Genomic DNA, 16,039 nt, shown 5'->3' with positions numbered 1-16,039 from the left:
TTGAATCAAATGTAGACCAACACCGAACCGATCGTCAACCGATAAATTCTATTATTCGGGATGATTTGTATCTAAAATCATGACGCACTGCCGGGCGGATCATGTGCAATTTCCAGGATTCGCAGCGTCACGGCCGGCACTGCGCCCGCGGCCTTGGCAAAATGCAGGGAGCGGCGTCCACGCCGTGGCTTCGCCGATCACCGTTTCACCCGCCGCTCGCCCGCGCGACCGGCCGCGCCTTGCGCCTCGCGGCGCGTGTCTCACTTTGTCTTACCTTTGCGACCTGACTCCGGACGAATATCCATGCCACTTTCCAAGCCGACCGCGCCATTCGCATCCGAAACGGGCGATCCGTTTCTGCTGACTCCCGGCCCGCTGACCACCTCGCGCAGCGTCAAGGCCGCGATGCTCCACGACTGGGGCTCGCGCGACGCGAACTTCATCGCGATCAACAAGGCCGTGCTCGCGCAGTTGTGCGAGATCGCGAATGGGGGAGAGGACTACGTGACCGTGCCGGTGCAGGGTTCCGGCACCTTCGCCGTCGAGGCGATGCTGACGAGCCTCGTGCCGCCGAAGGGCAAGGTTCTCGTCCTCGTGAACGGCGCGTACGGACTGCGTGCGAAGCGCATCCTCGATATCGCCGGACGCAAGACGGTCGTGCACCAGACCGCCGAAGACGCGCCGCCCGACCTCAAGAAGGTCGAGGCGATCCTCAAGCGCACGCCGTCGATCACGCATGTCTTCGCGGTCCATTGCGAGACGACTTCGGGCATTCTCAATCCGGTCGAGGAGATCGGCGCGCTGGCGGCGCAATATGGCAAGGGCTACCTGATCGATTCGATGAGTGCCTTCGGCGCCGTGCCGCTCGACGCCCGCGCGGTGCGTGCCGACGCGATCACGGCATCGTCGAACAAGTGCATCGAAGGTGTGCCGGGACTCGGCTTCGTCATTTGCCGGCGCGCGGCGCTCGAAGCGTCGCAGGGCAACGCGACGACGCTCGTCCTCGACCTGCATGACCAGTGGTCCAATTTCGAGAAAACGGGGCAATACCGCTTCACGCCGCCGACGCACGTCATCGTCGCGTTGCATCAGGCGTTGCAGGAATTCACGACGGAGGGCGGCGTGCCGGGTCGCGGCGGGCGTTACCGGAACAATTGCCGCATCCTGCTCGACGGCATGGCGGCGCTCGGATTCAAGCCCTTGCTGGCGGCGGAGTTGCAGGCGCCGATTATCGTGACGTTCCACATGCTGGATGATCCGCGCTTCGACTTCCAGCGCTTCTACGATGGCCTGAAGGAACGCGGGTTCGTCATTTATCCGGGCAAGCTGACGGTCGCCGATTCGTTCCGCATGGGCTGCATCGGACGGCTCGGCGAGCGCGAGATGCACGGCGCGCTCGATGCCGTTCGCGAATTGCTGAGGGTGATGGGCGTGAGCGCGCCTTCGACGCAGGCCGCGTGAGCATCGGGCGGGAGTTGGCACTCGCCGCCGGCGCGTGAGCGCCTTGCGCACCGGCCGGCCGGTGAGCGGAATTCGCGCGCTGCCGCCTTCAGGTACAAACGCTGCTCGGAGACAGAAAAGGCGGGATTGACGAGGCCGCCGAATCCTTTCGAACGCACGGCGCGTGGCGGACGGATGCGGCGGCGACTCACCATGCCACGCACGGGTTGCGCGCGTTCGGAAGACGCGACGCCGATGCCGAATCTTCCATGCGGGAACCGATCATGCGCATTCTTTTCATCGAAGACGACCCCCGCCTCGCCGACGCCTTTGCCGCGCTCGCGGCATCGATCGGCCACGACCCCGAGGTCGCTTACGACGGGCATTCGGCGCTGGCGCTGACCGCCGCCAACGCGTACGACGCGATCTTTCTCGACATCGGCCTGCCGGACGCCGACGGACGGGAACTCTGCCAGCAACTCCGAAAGGCGAGCAAAAGCGCGCAGGCGTGCGTCGTCGCGGTGACGGGGCGGGCGAACCTGAGCGCCGAGGAGTTGAGCGCGTTCGACGGCTACCTGCTGAAGCCCATCTCGCAGGAGGCGCTGGAGAACGCGATCAACGGATGCTGACCGGATAAAAGCGAACGATCTGGAAACAGCGCGGCAGCTCACGACATCGAATGTCATGGAAGGGGACTTCAACGCGTCGCCCCCCATTTGAAGTCGGGCCGGCGTTCGTCGAGCATCTCGATCACGCGAAGCAGCGAGCTGAAGGAAAGCTTGTTGCGCGCCTCGTTGTACGAAACGCTCGGGCGTCTGGAGCACGATATTTTCGACTTCGGCGGGTGCGCGTGCGATCGCATTGTCGCGAGTGTGTTGGCGCGCTTGTCGCGTGATGCGTGATGCGCTGCTTTCCTATCGTCGCTGCGCTCGGTCCTCTTCACCGTCGACGCCCGCGAACGCCTGCACGCCGGCCAGTTCGCCCGTGTCCAGCAGGTCTTCCAGCAGCGCGCAGAACGCAACGGAAGCCACCGTGCGATACGCACCCCGGCGCCTGAGCAGCGCGACCGTGCGCGGGGCGAACGGCGGATCGAGCGGCACGTACGACAGGTCCCGGTGCTCGTGTCGCATGGCACCCGGCAGGATCGTCGCGATTTCGCCGCGCCGGACGATCTTCAGCACCGCGCTGATGGAGTTGGCCTGCAACGCGATCCTCGGCTTGATGCGATGGAGGCGGAAATACTCGTCCGCGTAGCCGCGCGCAACGAAGTTGCTGGTCAACAAGGCGAGATCGAGTTCCGCGAGTCGAGCCGGCACGATGGCGTCCGAGGCTCGCGTGAGCGGATGAGCGCCGCCTGCAACGAGCGTCAGCCGTTCGGCGAATAGCGGTGCAACCTCGATGTCGTCGGAACGCACATCGGAGAAGCCGATCGCCAGGTCGACCTGATCGTCGCCGAGCGCGGTCTCGATGGCTTCCAGCGACAGCTCGGCGATCTCGATGCTGATTCCCGGATGCAACGCACGAAACTGGCCGACGAGCGGTGCCACCAGGTATTCGGTGAAGGTCGGCGTGATCGCGAGGCGCACGTGTCCGCGCGACAGGTCGCGCACGTCGTGCAGCGCTCTCTGGCCGGCCTCGAGATCGAGCAAGGCTTGCCGCGCATACCCGACATAGGCGAGCCCGAAGTCGGTCAGGCGAACCGTCCGCCCGCTGCGATCGAAAAGTTGCCCGCCCAGATCGTCTTCCAATTGACGGATCTGTTGCGAGAGGGCGGGCTGCGACACCCGAAGCGTCTCGGCGGCCCGCGTGAAATTGCCTTGCTCGGCGACCGCGATCAGGTAGCGGATGTGACGAAGCAGCACGCTCTTCTCCATAAGCTTTTCTTATCGCCTTCATCCGAATCCAGTCTTGGACGACGCAAATCGCGCTCGGCACAATGATTGCGAGACGTCCGAACGATTCCGCTGCCGGCAGGAAGCCGGGGCTCAGGGGCCGATTGTATGTCACGGGTGGGGGCGAGCAGGACCGTGTTCGCTTGTGAGGCTTTTGAGGAGACCGGCATGGAGATGGTGATCGTGGCCGCGGTGATTGTCGTCGCGCTCGGAGCGTACGCGACGTTCACCCTCGCGGATTTGCTTCCGCAGGACGTGTTGGCGAAGAACGAGACGCACGGACGTTTCGCCCATCTTGGCGAGGAAACCGAACCGGCGCCGGAGCCCGCGCCTCTGCACGGGCGCGGGCGTGAAAGAACCGCTGTTCGCGGCGGGGCGTCGTATCGCCGGCGCGGGCGCGTGTGTTCCTATTCGAGGAACGGAGCCGTCGGACGGCGTCTGCTACGCAATCCGGCGGAGTAACGTAGCTTCCGGGGCGGCGCCGTAAGCCGCACGTTTTCAGTCGTTCGTCCGATCCCGGTCGATGCCCGTGAATCGCATCGACTCGCGACATCATCGCCATACCGGCGCCGCCGATCTATCATCGGAACCTGGGCGCGACCTTGTTCCCCTTCGCGGGTTCTGCACGACAAGCGCGCACGGATGGTCGAAACGCAGGCCTTCGCCTATGCCCGGTCGCGACGATCGCCGCCACCGGGCGCGATGGCGCCATCCATTGCCGCCCGCCCGCTCGCAAGCCATCGTCAACCGTCGCGGCCCGGTGAAGCACCGGCCGCGTAGTCGCGGAGGGTCCTCATGCACGATTCCACCGATGTTCTGATCGTCGGCGCCGGGCCGGTCGGGCTGTTGCTCGCAACCGAGTTGCGGCGCGACGGCGTCGATGTCCGGGTGATCGACCAGCATCCGCAGCGCGCGTATTTCTGCAAGGCGCTCGGCGTGACGGCGCGCACGCTGGAAGTCTTCGAAGACATCGGTATCGCCGGTCGCGCCATCGACGCGGGCGTCTGGATCACCGGCATCGAAACCTGGCGCGACGGTGCGCCGGTGCCCGAGCAGAGCATGCAGGTGCCGAGGCACGGCCTGCCGTATGGCTCGCTGTCGCTCGCGCAGTACGAAACCGAGCGGCTGCTCGAAGCCGCGCTTGCCGAGCGCGGCGGGCATGTGGACTACGGCTGGACGCTCGACGGCTTCGTCGAGACCGGCGACGTGGTCGCTGCCGCGCTCTCCGGGCCGCACGGCGAGGCGCGCACGCTGCACTGCCGCTGGCTCGCCGGCTGCGACGGCGCGCACAGCAAGGTGCGCTCGCAACTGGCGCTGGCCTACGAAGGCGGCAAGTATCCGCAGACCTTCGCACTCGCCGATCTCGACGTCGACTGGGGATTGCCGCGCGGGCCGATGTACCGCTTCAACTGGAGCGGCGGCGAGCGTCCGCAAACGTCGCTCGCCGCCGTGCCGATCCGCGGCTCCGTGAACCGCTACCGGCTCTCGATCATCGTCGGGTCGGAGGACGATGCCGCGCAGCTTGCCGAAACGACCGCGCCGGATTTCGACACCATCTGCCGCCTCATGTTGCCCGCGCTTCCGGACGGCACGCGGCTGTCGTCGATGCGCTGGTCGTCGGTTTATCGCGTGAGCCATCGGATCGCGTCGGCGTATGGACGCGGGCGAGCGTTCATCGCCGGCGACGCCGCCCATATCCATCCGCCGGTCGGCGGTCAGGGGATGAACACGGGGCTGCAGGATGCGCACAATCTTGGGTGGAAACTGTCGCTCGTGTCGAAAGGCATCGCCGATGCGCGGCTGCTCGACAGCTATTCGGCGGAGCGCCGTCCGGTCGGGCTGGATGTGGTCCAGTCGACGAGCGCCGCATTGAACGCCGTGCTGGTGCGCGAAGCGAGCATGCCGGCGATGCGCGAGACGCAACTGCTCGTCACCTATCGCGGCAGTCCGATCGTTCTCGATGCATGCCCGCAACTCGATGCCGCTCTGCCCGCTCCCGGTGATCGTGCGCCCGAGGTGGGCGGGCTGACGCAGGCGTTCATCGGTCATGCGCGGCGCCTGCAGGAATTCGTCGGGCGTGGGCGGCATGTGCTGGTCGGCTATGTCGATGACGCTGCGGACGCTCGGCTCGATGGCTTCATGGAAGGTTATCGCGCGTTGCATGCGGCGCTGGGGGAAGGCGCTGCGGGCGTGATCGTCGCTGCACCGGGCTCCGACGTGCCGCACGACGAACGGATCACGGTGCTGACCGATTCCGCGAGCGAATTCGCAGCGGCGTTCGGCGCGCCGGCCGGCACGGCATGGATCGTCAGGCCCGACGGGCATATCGGCTGGCGCAGCGACGCTTGCACGGCACAAGCCGTGGAGAACTGGTTGGGACAGTCGCTGGGTGTGTCTGACGAGCGCGTCGGGCAGTCTTGAGGAGACTGCTGCGGCGTTTGCGTTCGCCGCTCGTGTTTGTGGATCACTTAGACACGGCCAGTGTGGGAAGCCGTACGTATGGGTCCGTGATTTGTATGTACATTTTCCTTATCCGCCGCAGAGCGGGAAATGGCGATGCAGGAAGCGTTCTGGCTCGGTAGAGTAAAACCGTCCCTACTACTTCCCATCGCCGCAATAAGCTGAGAGGAGGCCCCGCCGCGTCGCGCGTCGGGGCTTTCGGCTTTTTTGCGCTGTCATTCAGGCGAGCAGGGCATATCGCTATTGGTGGGAGCGGCGCCACGAGCCGATAATCGTCAGGATTCGACCCTTCCCCGGCATGAGATGCGCGACCGAATCGACGACGAGATCACCTTTCGCAAGCTGGAAGTCCTGCTCGCCTTCATGGAGACGGGAAACCTGTCGAAGGCGGCCGAGGCGCTGAACGTGAGCACCGTCAGCGTGCATCGGGCGCTGCATTCACTCGAACAGGGCGTGAGATGCGCGTTGTTCCGGCACGAAGGCCGCAACCTCAAGTCGACGGAAGCCGCGCAAATGCTCGCCGATGTGGCGAACGAGGTGCTCACGCTGATGTCCGACGGCATTCGCGCGACGCGCGAGGCCGCGGGCTATTCGTCGGACCGGCTGAGGATCGGCTCGCTCTACTCGCTGACCATCAGGACGGTGCCCGGCGTGGTCGTCGACATCAAGGTGCGGCGGCCGACGCTTCACGTCGAGCTCGTGCTCGGGCCGAATGCCGAGTTGCTCGACAAGCTGAAGCGGGGCGTCATCGACGCGGCCCTGATGGCCGTGCCGGAATCCGAGCCGGAAGTCGAGTCGATCCCGCTTTTCGAAGACGACATCTTCTTCGCGGCGCCCGCCGGCTCGCCGTACGCGAATCAGGAAGCGGTCGATTTGCGGGACTGCCGCGACGAGACCTTCGTTTCGCTCGGCGATGGGTTCGTGACGTATCACGGCTTCATGGACGCGTTTCGCGTGGCGGATTTCACGCCGAACGTGACCATGAGAGTCGGCGATATCTTCTCGCTGATGAACCTCGTGAGCGGCGGCGTCGGCTATACGCTGTTGCCGGGGCGGGTGCGCGATGTCTTCGGCGACAAGGTGCAGTTCATTCCGCTCAAGCCGCAATACCTGATGCGCCAGACGATCGGCGTGAGTTTCCTGCGAGCGCGCGAGCGCGATCCGAATCTGCTGGCGCTCATGGCTGTGTGCCGTCTTCGCACGCGGGGCGGGTGATCGCTGGCGCATGGGTTTCTTCGCGGTCTTTTGGCGTTGCCCATGTCAGGGGTAACCGCTGCGCCTCAGGTCGGGCTCAACCGGTGTTGTAAAGGTGCAAACAGCACCTGGCCGCTCGTCGAGGCCGCGTTTTTAGACCTCCCGCTCGCGCCTGCGCTCCTTCTCGATGAGCGCGCCCAGATCGCTCACCGAGGTTTCGCTGCAACTCACCGCGATCCCCTCCGCGAAAACCGCGCTGCTCATCCGGGTCAGCACATTGGCCGGCGGCATCTCGATCGCGAGGCGGGCACCGCGTTCCCACGCAAGCCGCATCGTGTCGTGCCAACGCACCTGCCGCGCCATGTTGCCGGCGAGATCGGACGCGATCCGCGCCCCGTCGAAAAGCGGCCGCGCGATGCTGCCGCTCAAATACACGATGCGAGGCGCGTGCATGGTGACCTTGGCGAAGGCGTCGGCGAGCGCGGCGGCGGATTCGTCGAGCAATGCGCAATGCGAAGGCACGGCCACGTCCAGACGCTCGCAGCGATGCGCGCCGCGTTCGGCCGCAAGCGTCGCGAGGCGCTGCATGGCGGCGTCGCTGCCTGCCACCACCATCTGCGTTTCCGCGTTGATGTTCGCCAGGAAGACCGGCGTCGCGGCGCTGTTCACCTCCGCGATCAGCCGTTCGAGTGCGCGCTGCGTCATGCCGATGACCGCGGTCATGCCGTAGCCCGCCGGGTAGGCGCGTTCCATCAACTGCCCGCGCAACGCGACGAGCCTGAGCGCGTCGGCATAGGGCAGCGCGCCCGCGATCACGGCGGCCGGATAGGCGCCGATCGAAAGCCCCGCGACGATGTCGGGCGCGTAGCCATGCTCGCTCATCCAGCGGCCCTGAGCGACGCCCGCGACCAGCAGGCAAAGCTGGACCGCCACGGTGGAGCGCAGCGCATCGGCGGTATCGAGGGCGCGGACGTCGTGGCCGAGCGTGTCGCTGGCTTCGTCCAGTGTGCGCGCGACCTCGCGATGAACCGGCAGCGCGTGCAACATGCCGGCGCGCTGCGCGCCTTGGCCCGGAAACGTGAATAGCACGCTCATGATGCGTCCTCCGCCCAGGGATCGGCCACGAGCAGGGGACCGCTCGCCGTCTTCAGCAGCACGCGATCCGCCTGGCTGGCCCACTCCGCGAGCGCGAAGCCGCCGTGGCCGGTATCGACCTGCATGTCGATTCGAGCCGGCGCCACTTGCAGCAGCGCGACGAGTGCGCGGGCTTCGTCGCGAGACAGCGGGTATGCCGCGCGCAGCAGGAGATCGAGGTCGCTGTCCGGGCGCAGCGTGCTCACGCCACTTGCAAGCGCGAAGCCGACGCTGCCGGTGATGCCCCACGTCAACCGAAGCCCGTCGAGTTCCGGCGCGATGCGGCTCAGTGCGCGCACGCACGGCAGGTCCGCGAGCGCGGCGTCTGTGCGCCATCCGTGCGCCTGCGCGAGCGCCTCGGGCGTGACGTGACGCGCAATGTGCCCGCGCGCCACGTAGGCCGCGAAGCGCTCGTGGCGTGCACGCCCGCGCAGCCCGACGGGCACCAGCCCACCTTCGCCGGCCGCTGCGCGCCGCACGACCACCGGTGCAACCGAGAGCCACGCCCGCGAAGCCCATGCCGGCACTGCTTCCGATAGCGAACGAACGTCGGCCGGTTCCCTGACCCACAGGAGGTCGTGCGGATTGAACTGTTCATCAGCGATCGACAAAGGGCTTCTCCTTGGTGGTCGTGCTCACCTGCGATCAAGCGGCCATCAACGCCCTGGTTGCAAAGAACAGCACCGACGGTCCGAGCAGGCAGCCGACGCCCGTGTGAAACGTCGCGATCAGCGCGCCGTACGGGACGAGGCGCCGGTCGGTCGCGGCGAGGCCCGCGCTCACGCCGCTCACGGTCCCGGCCAGTCCGCCGAAGATCATCGCGGAACGCGGCGTCTTCAGTCCCATGAAGCCGGCCGCGAGCGGCGTGCCGATCATCACGATGATCGCCTTGATGAGACCCGTCGCGATGCTGAGTGCGATCACGTCGGAGCTTGCGCCAATCGCCGCGCCCGTCACCGGTCCCACGATGTACGTGACCGCGCCCGCGCCGATGGTCGTCATGCTGACCGGATCGGTGTAGCCGAACGCATAGGCGATGCTCGCGCCGACGATGAACGGCAACACGGTCCCGAGCAGCAGCGACAGCACGCCGATCATGCCCGCCTTGCGCGCTTCGGTCGCCTGCACTTCGAACGCCGTTGCGACGATGGCGAAGTCGCGCAGCATCGCGCCGCCCATCAGGCCGATGCCGGTGAAGAGCGGCAGGTCGGCGAGACCTTTCTGGCCGCCGGTGAACGCGCCGCCGACATAGGCGAGCACGAGGCCGATCACGATCGCGATCGCCGAGCCGTGCACGCGGCCGAAGGTCAGCTTGCGCGAGATAAGCGACGATATCCACATGATGAGGCCGACCAGCGCAAACGCGGTGACGAGGCCGTTCTGGATCAGATTCTTGTCTAGGATTTGCAACATGACGGACTCCTCCTTCAGATTTCTTCGAGGTGCGGCGCGTTGACGAACGACGTGTTATCGCGACCGGTGCGGGACAGGACGGCGATACAGCATGCACAGACGGCCGCTGCCGCCAGGGCTGACAGCAGCGCGACGGGACCGCCTTTGAGCGCGGCCACGACGTTCTGGTTGGCGGCCATTGCGACTACCACGGGGATATACATCGCACCCCAGAAGCCCACGCCGGCTTCGGTTTCCTTTGGCAGCAGCCCTTTCTTGTGGAGGTAGAGGCGCAGGAAAATCAGCAGCAGCATCGCGATGCCGACACCACCGACGTTGGTTTTTACGCCGATGGCGATGCCGAGCAAGTCTCCGATGAAGAGTCCTGCCAGATGGCAGAACGCGAGTAGTGCGGTTCCGTAGATGATCATTTCGTGTCTCCGTTTAATGTCGCTGGCGCTTGGGGTGTGGGTTACACCGTTTGATGCGCTTGTGCTTCTATGGAACTTGTTTTGTTTTTGGTTTTTTAGCTCTGCCCCTGTCCGGGGCGGGACTCACTTTCTTTGCTGCTGCAAAGAAAGTAAGCAAAGAAAGCAGCTTTCCAACGCCAATCCTTGCCATGCACCGCTAGACCGTTATGTCTGAGTGGTCCAACCGGGGGAGTGTCGTTAGCGGGGTTTCCCCGTTGTTGGCATGTAGAAGAGGCACGGGCATCGCACCGCTATACGAAGTGGACCAGCAGTCATACATCCAGCCTCGCGCTACGCGCTCACCCGTCATGTAAAACTAAAACCCATCGTTACCTCGCTACGTTTGCGTTTGCTGACGCTTCAATTCACCACCGTTAGCAGACCTTTCGTCGGGCACGAAGTGCCAGGACGGATGAATGACTGCTGATCCACTCCCTGTCGCGGTGCGACGCGCGCGCCTTGTCTACATGCCAACAACGGGGAAACCCCGCTAACGACACTCCCCCGGTTGAACCACTCCGTTTCAAGCGCGAGTGAAGACGGGTTAGGGCTGGCGGTGGGAAGCTGCTTTCTTTGCTTACTTTCTTTGCAGCAGCAAAGAAAGTGAGTCCCGCCCCGGACAGGGGCAGAGCAAATAAACCGCTAAGAAAACAAGTTCCATGGAAGCGCATCGACATCAAACGGCGTAAACACGAACCCACCCCACCCCCAAGCGCCAGCGACACCAAACCCCAAGCGCCAGCGACTACTTCCCCCATTTCTCCCGCAACTTCCGCCGAACCGTCGCCGAAGCCGTCCTGTGCACGCTGCCGAGCCGGCTCTCAAGCCCCCGCGACGGATCGGCGCGAATGTCATCCAAAGCGTCCTGCAGAGCCTTCTCGACGATGCCCTGATCCGCGCCATCCGGCGCATCGGCGTTGCTCACGCTCAGCAGTTTCCAAAGCAGCCCGAGCGACGCGTAGTTGCCAATGTCATAAGCCATCGGCGGCACGTGAGCCGTGAACGCTTCGAGATCGGCGACCGTGCGCAGCGTGACCCGCGCGGCGGATTCCTTGCCCATCGCGTGAACCATGACCTGCGGATCGGAGAGCGCGATCAAGCGGTTGGCCTGATAGCCGTGCGCGAGAAACGCCCCAGACATCGCGCGCCCGACGATCAGCCCGATCACCGGATGACCGGCGAGACGCGCACTCGCGTAGGCATCGGCGGCGCCGGCGAGCGCCTGATGGATGCCGTACGCTTCCTCGCGTCGTCCATACGCCTGGCTCGCCACATCGATGACCGCGACGATCGCGCGCTTCTCGGCACGCGCTGCATCGGCATCGACGACTTCACGCACCGCCCGCGCCACTTCCCATCCCTCGATCAGACCGACCTCGCCGCTGCGCGCACGCGGATACGGGTTGTCGGGGTCGGGCACCACGGCGATATAGCGCGCGGGATGGTCGCCGAGCCGCGCGTCGACGATGCGCACCGAAGGCGGATAGCCCGGCTGCAACGGCGCGCTGTAGGTGAGCGCGTCGAGCCACACCGCGCCGCGCTTCGAAAGCTCTTGTGTGCTCATGACTGAAATCCCTTGCCGTAGATGGCGACCGCTTGTTCCGGCGTGGCCTGCACGCGCGGATCGATTTCGGAAAGCCGCGTGAGGAAGCCCGCGACGCGTTCGCTGCGGCACGCTTCGGGACGTCCCGCGCGAAAGCGTTCGATGACGGACGCGCGGATCGCATCGGCGTCGTCGGCGACGTACACGTCGACCAGTCCCGTCTTGTGGCGCTGTTCGCAGCCGGTGAAGCTCCAGATCATCGGGCGGTCGCGCGAGTCGAATTCGGCGATGCCCGCCTCCTGCTCGATGACCGTCGGCCCGTTGAGGCCGAGGCGCGCTTCGCGGGTGGCGATCAGGTAGCTGCACAGACCCGCGGCGATCGACATGCCGCCATAGCAGCCGATCGGGCCGGCCGTGATGCCGATCACCGGTTGATAGCGCCGCAAATCGACGATGCCGGCGTGAATCTCCGCGATCGCCGCGAGCCCGAGATTCGCCTCCTGCAAACGCACGCCGCCCGTCTCGAAGAGAATCACGGCGCGCGTCGGAATGCCGTTGCGGTTGTCTTCCGCCGCGAGTTCGAGGCTGCCCGCGATCTTCGCCGCCGAGACTTCGCCCATGCTGCCGCCCTGGAATCCGCCGTCGATGGCGAGCACGACGGCGGGCTGCCCGTCGATCTTGCCCTTCGCGACCACGGTGCCGTCGTCGGCCTGGGTCACGATGCCTTGCAGCGCGAGCCACGGCGAACGCACGCGCTCGAACGGATCGAGGAGTTCGCTGAAGGTGCCTTCGTCGAGCAGCTTTTTCGCGCGGCTGCGCGCATCGAGTTCGATGAAGCTCTGGCGCTCGAGCAGTTGCTGTGTATCCATGATCGTCATGCTCCGCCGGTAGTATTCACTTGTTCGAGGACCTGCCCGATGCGCATTCGCACGACACCCGGCGTCGCGCCCGAATCGTTGATTTCGAGCCGGGCGGCGGGCAGCGAGCCGTCGCCGAAGATGCGTTCGAGCACGGCGTTCCAGACGCGGCCCATGCCGTCGACGGAGGTCGTGATGTTCACCACGGTGCGGTTCGCCGCGTTCGCTTCGAGCAGGACTTCGAGGTCTCCCGATGCGACCACGCCCGCAACCGCGCGGCCTGCTGCGGGCTGGCCCGCCGGGAATTCGAGGACGATGGTTTCCATATGTTTTCCTATGCCTTCGTCAATGGATGGGTTTGGTTTCGGCCTGAAGCCGGTCCAGAAAGAGTGCGGCGGCGAGCAGGTCGGCGGCGCCGCCGGGCGATACGTGCAGGTCGACCAGGCGCCGGTCGAGCATCTTCAGGTGACGTCGGCCCGCAAGCGCCCCGGCGCCGCCGTGCTCCAGCACGCGCCGCGCGCCGTGCTGCATTTCGGCAAGTGCGCTGCGTCCGCCGCGTGCGAGCACGCAGGTGTCGTCGAGGCTCGCCATGACGGCGAGCAGCGCGTTCAGGCGCGCGGCCGTCTCGCTGTCGCCGCGTATTCGCGAGCGCGCGAGTTCCGGCAGCGCCGCTCCGACGACGTGCGGAAAGCCGGCTTGTGCCTGACCTCGCGCGCCGCCGACGTTGTAGTCCACGCACGCCTGCTCGCCCTTGTGGCCGGTGAGCGCGGGCGCATGGCGATCGGGCAGCCGCGCGATGGCACCGGCGCGCGCCGCGACGCCTTCCGGCGTGAGGTCCGCCGGTTCACGGGCCGCCGCCGTCACGAGCAGGCCGAGTGCCCAGATCGCGCCGCGATGCGTGTTCACGCCGCGCGTCGTATCGAGCATGCGCCGTTCGCCGTCGCGGCCGATGGCGCCAATCCGCTCGCGCAATGCCGGCATCGGCCGCGTTTCGATCCCCGCGCGCGCCAGTTCCGCGAAGGTCGGCTGCAGCGCCACCGCCGACGCGCACATCAGTTTCCAGTCGAGGTCGTGATGCGCGCCGCGGCTGCGGATATCGACGAGGCCGGGCTTCGGCGCGAGCGTGACTTCTTCGATCAGCGCCGCGACCACGTGCTCGCCGAGACGATCGGCAAGACCGGGCGCGGCGCGGCGCGCCTCTTGCGCATGGATTGCGAGGTTGTCGCGCATTACCAGCTCCGAAAGCGTGCGGGCGGGTCGTACAGTCCGTCCGACCAGTCGACGAGATCGGCCACGCTCTTCGCCGCCAGCAGCGACCGGGTCGCCTCGCTGCGATGAATGCCGAGGTCCTCGGGCAGCGCGACGAAGCCGTCGCGCCGCAGCGCCGCCAGCTTGTCCGCGCTCGTCGTCATGCCGATGGGCGTCACGCCCGCGACGGCGGCGATCATCTCCTTGCGATGTTCGAGCGAGCGCGCCTTGTAGAGATACGCGATACCTTCTTCGGTCAGCACGTGCGTGACGTCGTCGCCGTAGATCATGACCGGCGCGAGCGGCATGCCGGATTCGCGGCCGACTTCCACGGCATCGATCGACTCGACGATGGTCGGCTGCCCGCCCGCCTGGAAAGTCTCGACCATCTGCACCACGAGCTTGCGGCCGCGTTCGAGCGGGCTGTCGGTTTGCAGCAGATCGAGCCACGCGTGGGTGGCATGGCGGCGGCCGTGCGGATCGTGGCCCATGTTGGGCGCGCCGCCGAAGCCGGTGAGTCGCCCGTGCGTGACCGTCGACGAGTTGCCGGCGCCATCCATCTGCAGCGTCGAGCCGATGAACATGTCGACCGCGTATTGCCCCGCGAGCTGGCAGATCATGCGGTTGGAGCGCATCGAACCGTCGCGGCCCGTGAAGAAGACATCGGGCCGTTGCGCGACGTAGGCTTCCATCCCGAGTTCGCCGCCGAAACAGTGCACGCTGTCGACCCAGCCGGTTTCGATCGCGGGGATCAGCGTCGGATGCGGGTTCAGCGTCCAGTGGCGGCAGATCTTGCCCTTGAGGCCGAGCTTCTCGCCGTAGGTCGGCAGGATCAGCTCGATCGCCGCCGTGTTGAAGCCGATGCCGTGATTGAGCGACTGCACCTGATGCCGCTCGTAGATGCCGCGAATTGCCATCATCGCCATCAGCACCTGGATCGGCGTGATGAGGCGCGGATCGCGCGTGAAGAGCGGCTCGATGAAGAACGGCTTGTCGGACTGGACCACGAAGTCGATCCACGAGCCGGGAATGTCGACGCGCGGCAGGTCTTTCGGGTCGTCGACGATTTCATTGACCTGCGCGATCACGATGCCATCGCGGAACGCTGCGGCTTCGACGAGCGCGGGCGTGTCCTCGGTGCTCGGGCCGGTGTAGAGATTGCCTTGCCGGTCGGCCTTGTAGCCCGCGACCAGGACCACATTGGGCGTCAGGTCGACGTAGAGCCGCGCATACAGTTCGATGTAGGTATGGATCGCGCCGATTTCGAGGATGCCGTCTTGCAGGAACTGCGAGATGCGCAGGCTTTGCGCGCCGGCGAAGGCGAAGTCGAGCTTTCTGGCGATGCCGCGCTCGAAGAGATCCAGGTGTTCGGCGCGGCTCACGGCCGGGATGATCAGGTGCAGGCCGTGGACGATCGCCGGGTCGACCTTGGCGAGCGAGCGCGACAGGAAATCCGCCTGCTTCTGGTTGTTGCCCTCGACGACCACGCGGTCGCCGGGGGCAATCAGGTTTTGCAGGACGTCGACGATGCGGTCGGTGGGTAGCACGACGCCATCCGCGATCGATGCGACGCGCGCCAGGCGGCGATGTTTTTCCGCGCGGCGCGTGGCCCAGCGGGATTGGGACTGGATTTGACTGGACATGGGGTGATCTCGCTCGTGGCCTCGCTCTGGGTATGTGGCAAGTCTAGGGAGCGGGCGGCGGCGGTTCAATCACGTTTGGAATGCGACTGTTATCACCAGGGTAATGATCGTTCTGCTAGGGACGCTGAGGCCGCTGTGGGGCCGGGCTGGGGGGATTTTGTCGCCACACGTAGGGGTTTTCCCGCTGGCGCTTGGGGTTGGGGTGGGGTTGGGTTGAGTTGAGTTGAGTTACACCGTTTGATGCACTCAGGCTTCTATTGAACTTGCTTTGATTTTGGTTTATTAGCTCTGCCCCTGTCCGGGGCGGGACTCACTTTCTTTGCTGCTGCAAAGAAAGTAAGCAAAGAAAGCAGCTTCCCACCGTCAATGCTTGCCAGTTGCCGCCAGACCGTTATGTCTGAGTGGTCCAACCGGGGGAGTGTCGTTAGCGGGGTTTTGGCGTTGTTGGCATGTAGAAAAGGCGCGCACGTCGCACCGCTACAGGGAGTGGAACAGCAGTCATTCATCCGTCTTGGCACTGCGTGCCCGACGACCGGTATGCCAAGCGGTGGGAATTGAAGCATGCAGCAAGCACGAACGTAGGAAGTAGATATAGCGATAGCGATGGGTGTTGGTTTTGCCTGACGGGTGAGCGCGAAGCGCGAGGCCGGATGTATGACTGCTGGTCCACTTTGTATAGCGGTGCGATGCCCGTGCCTCTTCTACATGCCAACAACGATGAAACCCCGCTAACGACACTCCCCCGGTTGGACCACTCCGACATAAC

The 16,039-nt window shown here is 65.6% G+C and carries 15 protein-coding genes; 5 read left to right on the top strand and 10 right to left on the bottom strand.

Features of this window, described 5'->3' with window-relative positions:
- The first annotated feature begins 303 nt into the window (after positions 1–303).
- Both AWB68_RS37395 and AWB68_RS37390 read left to right on the top strand, forming a co-directional pair.
- Positions 304–1,461: a 2-aminoethylphosphonate--pyruvate transaminase gene (locus AWB68_RS37395; protein ID WP_087649255.1), complete on the top strand. Its 1,158-nt coding sequence runs from the start codon at positions 304–306 to the stop codon at positions 1,459–1,461.
- Positions 1,462–1,724: 263 nt separating this feature from the next.
- A complete protein-coding gene (locus tag AWB68_RS37390; protein ID WP_087649257.1) occupies positions 1,725–2,069 on the top strand; it encodes a response regulator in 345 nt (114 codons plus the stop codon).
- A 285-nt stretch (positions 2,070–2,354) separates the two neighbouring features.
- Here the strand turns inward: AWB68_RS37390 and cynR are convergent, their stop codons facing one another.
- Positions 2,355–3,302: a transcriptional regulator CynR gene (gene cynR / locus AWB68_RS37380; RefSeq protein ID WP_235028716.1), complete on the bottom strand. Its 948-nt coding sequence runs from the start codon at positions 3,300–3,302 to the stop codon at positions 2,355–2,357.
- Positions 3,303–3,500: 198 nt separating this feature from the next.
- On the opposite strand from cynR, the gene AWB68_RS37375 reads away from it, so the two are divergent.
- The 3 genes from AWB68_RS37375 to AWB68_RS37365 all read left to right on the top strand — a co-directional run bounded on the left by AWB68_RS37375 (position 3,501) and on the right by AWB68_RS37365 (position 7,007).
- Entirely contained in the window at positions 3,501–3,794 is a 294-nt protein-coding gene (locus AWB68_RS37375; RefSeq protein ID WP_087649252.1) for a hypothetical protein, read from the top strand.
- Between the two features lie 333 nt (positions 3,795–4,127).
- The gene (locus AWB68_RS37370) at positions 4,128–5,753 is read left to right on the top strand and encodes an FAD-dependent monooxygenase (RefSeq protein WP_087649251.1); all 1,626 of its coding nucleotides are present in this window, start codon (positions 4,128–4,130) and stop codon (positions 5,751–5,753) included.
- A gap of 342 nt (positions 5,754–6,095) precedes the next feature.
- On the top strand, positions 6,096–7,007 hold the full coding sequence (locus AWB68_RS37365) for a LysR family transcriptional regulator (RefSeq protein WP_087649250.1): 912 nt from the start codon (positions 6,096–6,098) through the stop codon (positions 7,005–7,007).
- Positions 7,008–7,139: 132 nt separating this feature from the next.
- Here the strand turns inward: AWB68_RS37365 and mdcH are convergent, their stop codons facing one another.
- From mdcH to mdcA, 9 genes are all read right to left on the bottom strand, one after another.
- Positions 7,140–8,081: a malonate decarboxylase subunit epsilon gene (gene mdcH, locus AWB68_RS37360; RefSeq protein ID WP_087649249.1), complete on the bottom strand. Its 942-nt coding sequence runs from the start codon at positions 8,079–8,081 to the stop codon at positions 7,140–7,142.
- Entirely contained in the window at positions 8,078–8,731 is a 654-nt protein-coding gene (locus tag AWB68_RS37355) for a malonate decarboxylase holo-ACP synthase (protein ID WP_087649248.1), read from the bottom strand. The genes mdcH and AWB68_RS37355 overlap by 4 nt, the downstream gene beginning before the upstream one ends.
- A gap of 34 nt (positions 8,732–8,765) precedes the next feature.
- Entirely contained in the window at positions 8,766–9,533 is a 768-nt protein-coding gene (gene madM, locus AWB68_RS37350) for a malonate transporter subunit MadM (protein ID WP_087649247.1), read from the bottom strand.
- A 14-nt stretch (positions 9,534–9,547) separates the two neighbouring features.
- Positions 9,548–9,943, bottom strand: coding sequence for a malonate transporter subunit MadL (gene madL, locus AWB68_RS37345; RefSeq protein WP_087649246.1), 396 nt, complete (start codon positions 9,941–9,943; stop codon positions 9,548–9,550).
- A 784-nt stretch (positions 9,944–10,727) separates the two neighbouring features.
- Positions 10,728–11,546, bottom strand: coding sequence for a biotin-independent malonate decarboxylase subunit gamma (gene mdcE, locus AWB68_RS37340; RefSeq protein ID WP_087649245.1), 819 nt, complete (start codon positions 11,544–11,546; stop codon positions 10,728–10,730).
- Positions 11,543–12,394 carry a biotin-independent malonate decarboxylase subunit beta gene (locus AWB68_RS37335; RefSeq protein ID WP_087649256.1) on the bottom strand — a complete coding sequence of 284 codons (852 nt, stop codon included), beginning with the start codon at positions 12,392–12,394 and terminating at the stop codon, positions 11,543–11,545. The genes mdcE and AWB68_RS37335 overlap by 4 nt, the downstream gene beginning before the upstream one ends.
- A gap of 5 nt (positions 12,395–12,399) precedes the next feature.
- Complete coding sequence (locus tag AWB68_RS37330) at positions 12,400–12,708, bottom strand: malonate decarboxylase subunit delta (protein ID WP_087649244.1); 309 nt, start codon at positions 12,706–12,708, stop codon at positions 12,400–12,402.
- 19 nt (positions 12,709–12,727) lie between these two features.
- Entirely contained in the window at positions 12,728–13,612 is an 885-nt protein-coding gene (locus AWB68_RS37325) for a triphosphoribosyl-dephospho-CoA synthase (protein WP_087649243.1), read from the bottom strand.
- A complete protein-coding gene (gene mdcA / locus AWB68_RS37320; RefSeq protein WP_087649242.1) occupies positions 13,612–15,273 on the bottom strand; it encodes a malonate decarboxylase subunit alpha in 1,662 nt (553 codons plus the stop codon). The genes AWB68_RS37325 and mdcA overlap by 1 nt, the downstream gene beginning before the upstream one ends.
- Positions 15,274–16,039 lie beyond the last annotated feature (766 nt).

It is taken from the genome of Caballeronia choica (genome assembly GCF_001544535.1).
Taxonomy (GTDB): domain Bacteria; phylum Pseudomonadota; class Gammaproteobacteria; order Burkholderiales; family Burkholderiaceae; genus Caballeronia; species Caballeronia choica.
The sequence above is the reverse complement of the archived record's forward strand: the minus strand, read 5'-3'. Positions and strand labels throughout refer to the sequence as shown.